This is a genomic window from Phyllobacterium sp. (genome assembly GCF_037994425.1).
GTDB lineage: Bacteria > Pseudomonadota > Alphaproteobacteria > Rhizobiales > Rhizobiaceae > Phyllobacterium.
Genome location: NZ_JBBNAM010000092.1, coordinates 1 through 4,755 on the forward strand (window position 1 = coordinate 1; position 4,755 = coordinate 4,755).

The following is a 4,755-nucleotide window of genomic DNA, read 5'->3' on the forward strand; positions in this document are numbered from 1 at the left end:
ACTTTCAAGGCAATGGCAGCGGGAAAAAAGTGCCTGAAGCATTGACCGGCCGCTCGTAAGTGGCCTCTTTTCAATCGAGTGGCCACTTTGAAAGCTTCAGAGATTGTCATTGGCAATCTCATTGGACTCGGTCGGCGCGTAGCGCTTGTTAATGCATGACCTTGATAAAGACCGCGCGCTGGAACTCATCAAGAAGCATTCCGGCAACAGAAACTATCCCGCTCATCGCCTCGAACTTCGCTCCGTGTATCGTTACAATCTGTTCCACAATTTCAAGTCTAACGCAGCTAAAAGCGCTCAATTTTTACTAGTGGCAGGAATACCGAACGCGGACCAACGCACTCAGGGCTGATTAGCTACACGCACAAGGACGAGGTCCTCGAAGCGATCACAGCGATAGTCGACAACATTGCTATAGCGAGCCGCGAAGACCTTGCTATTGCGATTGAAAATGCGCGTCCGCCAAATGATCAAGAAGCGGCCACCTGCTCTCAGTGGCACGACTGACGAGTTCGATCAATTCGTCTTGAATTGAATTGCCAGCGGAGAAGCATCAAAGCGATCGGCATGTTGTCTTGATATATCGGGTTCTTTTATCGTCATGTTCAGAGCCCCCATTGGCTGCCGATTTTTTTGTTCTGAGACGCCATGCCAAATCGCTGATCAGACAATGCGGTGCCAGATGACAGAAAATCAACAGCGAACCTAGGGAAAGGCCTGATTGAGGCAAGCGTCTTCTTGCCCCATCATAAGATTCCCAATCGAGTATCATACCCGTCCCGAGTGGTGTCCCCGTCGTTGTGTTGAACCCCAACGGCGGGTTTTTTGCACAAATTTGACCCATGATGGGCCAACATCGCGACTTCTGGAACGCAAGCCGCTCGCGTCGGGCAAGTTGCCGCTAGGGCTAAGGCGCACTGATAGAAGAGATTCACATCAACGAAAAGCCATAGAAACTGCCGCGTTGATACTGTGACGCCAGCCTCATGCGCCTCGAACTTCGCTCCGCGTATCGTTGCAATCTGTTCGTGAATTTAAAGTCTAACGCACCTAAAGGCGCTTAATTTTAGTAGTGGCAGGAATACTGAACGCGTACCTACGTACTCATGATTGATTGCCTGCTCGCAGGCTCTGCCAACAAGTTTGAAGCCACTAGGCAAGACGATCAAAAAAAGATTGCAAGAAGATTATTAGGATGCTATTAATTTCCTATGCAAGAAATTGATTACCTTCGCCGCACCTTCACCACGACCCTTTTGCAAACCGGGCGGCAGTGGCGGCGCATGACAGATCAGGCGCTTATGTCGTCGAACATCTCCGAAGCCTGCGCTGCGCCTCTCCTGTGGATCGGGCGGCTCGGCGGCGGTGTGCGTCAGATCACGCTCGCGTCCCATATCGGCATTGAGGGCCCGTCCCTCGTCCGGCTGATCGACCAGCTCGAGGCGGCCGACCTCGTTGTGCGCAAGGAAGACAAGAGCGACCGGCGCGCCAAGACCCTTTGGCTCACGCGCAAGGGCAAGCAGTACGCCGGAAGGCTCGAAGACATGCTGGTTGGCCTGCGCGCCCAGATCCTTGCGGACGTCAGCAAGGAGGATCTGAGTGCCGCGCTGCGGGTCCTTGCTGCCTTTGACAATGCAAGGACTGTTCATGCCGGTGAACCTCTCAAGCGTGAGGTTGAGCTGACACCGTGATGTTTCCGTCCTGGCGGGATTGGGTATTTTCGGCCAAGGCCTTTCTCGCATCGATGCTGGCGCTTTATATCGCTTTGTGGTTTGACCTGCCGCGTCCCTACTGGGCCATGGCCGCCGTCTATGTGGTGGCAAATCCGCTGGCAGGGGCAACAAGCTCCAAGGGGCTATATCGCGCCCTTGGCACATTGATCGGCGCCAGCGCGGCCGTGTTTTTCGTGCCGGTCTTTGTCAATGCACCGGAGCTTTTGGCGCTCGTCGTGGCGCTCTGGACCGGTTGCCTGCTCTGCATTTCCATGCTTGACCGCACGCCGCGCAGCTATGTTTTCATGCTGGCAGGCTATTCGCTTCCCCTTATTGCGCTGCCCACGGTCGGGACACCCGAATTGATCTTCGATACGGCGCTTGCCCGAACGGAAGAAATCATCATCGGTATTACCTGTGCCAGCGTCGTGGGTTTGCTGGTGTTTCCAAGCAGCGTCGGAACTGTCATGGGAGGCCGGATCACCAACTGGCTCGATGATGCTGCGGACTGGGCCGACGAGATACTACGCGGGGAGGGTGCCATACCCGCCACTCCGGCAAAACGCCAGAAGATGGCCGCCGATATTGCCGGGCTCGACCTTGTCATCAGCCAACTATCATTCGATCCCGGCACCCGTGACGTTGCCCGCCATGCCCGGGAATTGCGCGGCCGTCTGATGATGTTGTTGCCGCTGTTTTCGTCCCTGGCGGATCGGCTCCATGCCCTGAAGACCGTCAGCCGCCCATTGTCGCCGAAACTCGGTTCGCTGCTTCATGATGTTGCCGATTGGTTGCAGTCGAATGACACGGCGTCGCAAAATGCCCCGCAGCGCTTTGCCGCGGCGATAAATGATCTTCGATCTGCCGATCGGTCGGAAAATTGGGATCGGTTGATCCTCGCAAGCGCACTCGCGCGGCTTCAGGAGATCATCAATCTCTGGCACGATTGCAAGACACTGCGCGATGCGATCGCCCGCGGCCAATATACCGGACGCTGGCGGCCAGCCTTCCGCCATCGCCAGGTGGTCGGTCGCCAACGCCACCACGATTATGCCATGATGGTCTTTGCCTCAGGTTCCGTGGTCATCGCCAGCCTTGTCGCGAGCTTCATCTGGATCGCAACGGGATGGCAGAACGGCGCCGGTTTCGTCATGATGACGGCGGTTGCTTGCTCATTCTTCGCCGCAATGGACCGGCCCGCGCCAATGATACTCAAAATGTTCCTGTGGTGCGGCGTCAGCCTCATCGCATCCTTCGTCTATCTCTTTGCGATTCTTCCGGCCATCAGCGGCTTTGAAATGCTTGTGCTGGTCTTCGCACCGCCGTTCCTTCTGATCGGAACGCTCATTCCGCGTCCGCAATTCAATATGCTTGCGATGCTGCTTACGGTGAACACGGCGTCTTTCGTGGCCATGCAGAACCGGTTCAGCGCCGACTTCACCACATTTGCCAATGAGGCAATTGCGGCAATGGCAGGCATCGGATTCGCCCTGGTCTGGACGCAGATTGCCCGACCGTTCGGCGCCGAGATCGCGGCGCGCCGGCTGGTGAGGGCCGGCTGGTCTGACCTTGCCGAAACGGCCGCCGGACTGAAGCGAAGCGATCATGAAAGGCTTGCTGGACGCATGCTCGATCGAATGGGACAGCTCGTTCCGCGGCTGGCCTCGCTTGACGACCGGTATCTGTCGCAGATCGACGGCTTTGCCGAAGTGCGCCTTGGCTTCAACATCGTAGCGATCCAGCGCGCGCGCAGACACCTGGACGGCGATGGTCAAGCGCGTTTGAATGCGGTCCTTGCCGGCATTGCCGCGCTTTTTCGTCGGCGTCTCGCCTTACGGGAGGCGGTCGAGCCCGACACGGAACTACGCGAGCGCATCGATCGGGCCCTCGGTTCGCCGGGTGTGCACGCGAGCACGCACGCACGCAGCATCCTCGATGCGCTGGTTGGCTTGCGCCGGGTCCTTTTTCCCTTTGCGTCGCCGCCCGTCCCGATTGACGGCCATACTTTAAGGTCGCCATCGCCGCAAATGCTGATGGCAGCGGAGTAGAACACCAGATGCTTGGTGATTTCGATATTTATGGCGTCTACGTGCCCGGACTTCTCGGCACCATGCTTCTGACGCTCCTTTTTGCCGCAATGGTCCGCCGTGCGCTGGCCTGGATCGGCATTTATGCCGTGGTCTGGCATCGCGGATTGTTCGATGTCGCCCTCTATGTCGTGCTGCTCGGCGCGATCACTTTCCTTATGCAACGGTTGGTATCATGAAGAATAACCTTCAAACGGCGGGCCGGGTCCTCCTTACCCTGGCATTGGTCCTATGTGCATTGTTCGTTGGGCGTGAACTTTGGAACCATTACATGAACGATCCCTGGACGCGCGACGCCAGGGTTCGCGCTGATATCGTCGCTGTAGCGCCGGACGTATCAGGTCTTGTTAGCGACGTTCTCGTCAGGGACAATGATACGGTCAAGAGGGGAGACGTGCTGTTCAAGGTGGACGCGCGGCGCTTCGAGATCGCGGAGATTGAGGCACAGGCAGCAGTGGACGGCGCAAAAGCCACACTCGATCAGGCCCGCCGCAACCGCAAGCGCCGCGAAAAGCTCGGAGGCGTCATTTCCGAGCAGCAGCAAGAGGAAGCCCAATCCGTTGAAGCAAACGCGCAGTCGAGCTACCTGCAGGCGAGTGCCAATCTGGAACTCGCCCGCCTCAACCGCGAGCGATCACAAGTCAAGGCGCCCGTCAACGGCACCATCAGCAACCTTTCGCTGCGGCCCGGCAATTATGTGACGACCGGCAGCGCACAGATGGCACTTGTCGATACGGACTCCATTCGCGTGGAAGGCTATTTTGAGGAAACAAAGCTCGCCCGTATTCGCGTCGGCGACCCCGTCAAGGTCCGGCTGATGGGACAGTCGGGCGTCATCATCGGCCACGTCGACAGCATCGCCGCCGGAATTGAGGATCGCGAACGGACTGCGGGTTCGGGACTTCTTGCCAATATCAATCCGACGTTCAGCTGGGTTCGCCTGGCGCAGCGCATCC

4 protein-coding genes are annotated in these 4,755 nt (G+C 57.7%); all 4 read left to right on the forward strand.

Annotated elements, in window-relative coordinates:
* Positions 1 to 1,211: 1,211 nt before the first annotated feature.
* The gene (locus AAAB35_RS06720; protein WP_340667435.1) at positions 1,212 to 1,691 is read left to right on the forward strand and encodes a MarR family transcriptional regulator; all 480 of its coding nucleotides are present in this window, start codon (positions 1,212 to 1,214) and stop codon (positions 1,689 to 1,691) included.
* Positions 1,688 to 3,760, forward strand: a complete 2,073-nt coding sequence (locus AAAB35_RS06725; protein ID WP_340667436.1) for an FUSC family protein — start codon at positions 1,688 to 1,690, stop codon at positions 3,758 to 3,760. The genes AAAB35_RS06720 and AAAB35_RS06725 overlap by 4 nt, the downstream gene beginning before the upstream one ends.
* Before the next feature lie 8 nt (positions 3,761 to 3,768).
* Entirely contained in the window at positions 3,769 to 3,978 is a 210-nt protein-coding gene (locus tag AAAB35_RS06730) for a DUF1656 domain-containing protein (protein WP_340667437.1), read from the forward strand.
* On the forward strand, positions 3,975 to 4,755 hold a 781-nt coding region (locus AAAB35_RS06735; RefSeq protein ID WP_340667438.1), incomplete at its 3' end, for an HlyD family secretion protein. The genes AAAB35_RS06730 and AAAB35_RS06735, both read left to right, overlap by 4 nt.

What these genes read in the sequence shown, in the direction of transcription:
- AAAB35_RS06720 (WP_340667435.1), top strand. Translation starts at nt 1,212, where the DNA reads ATGCAAGAAATTGATTACCTTCGCCGCACCTTCACCACGACCCTTTTG.
- AAAB35_RS06730 (WP_340667437.1), top strand. Translation starts at nt 3,769, where the DNA reads ATGCTTGGTGATTTCGATATTTATGGCGTCTACGTGCCCGGACTTCTC.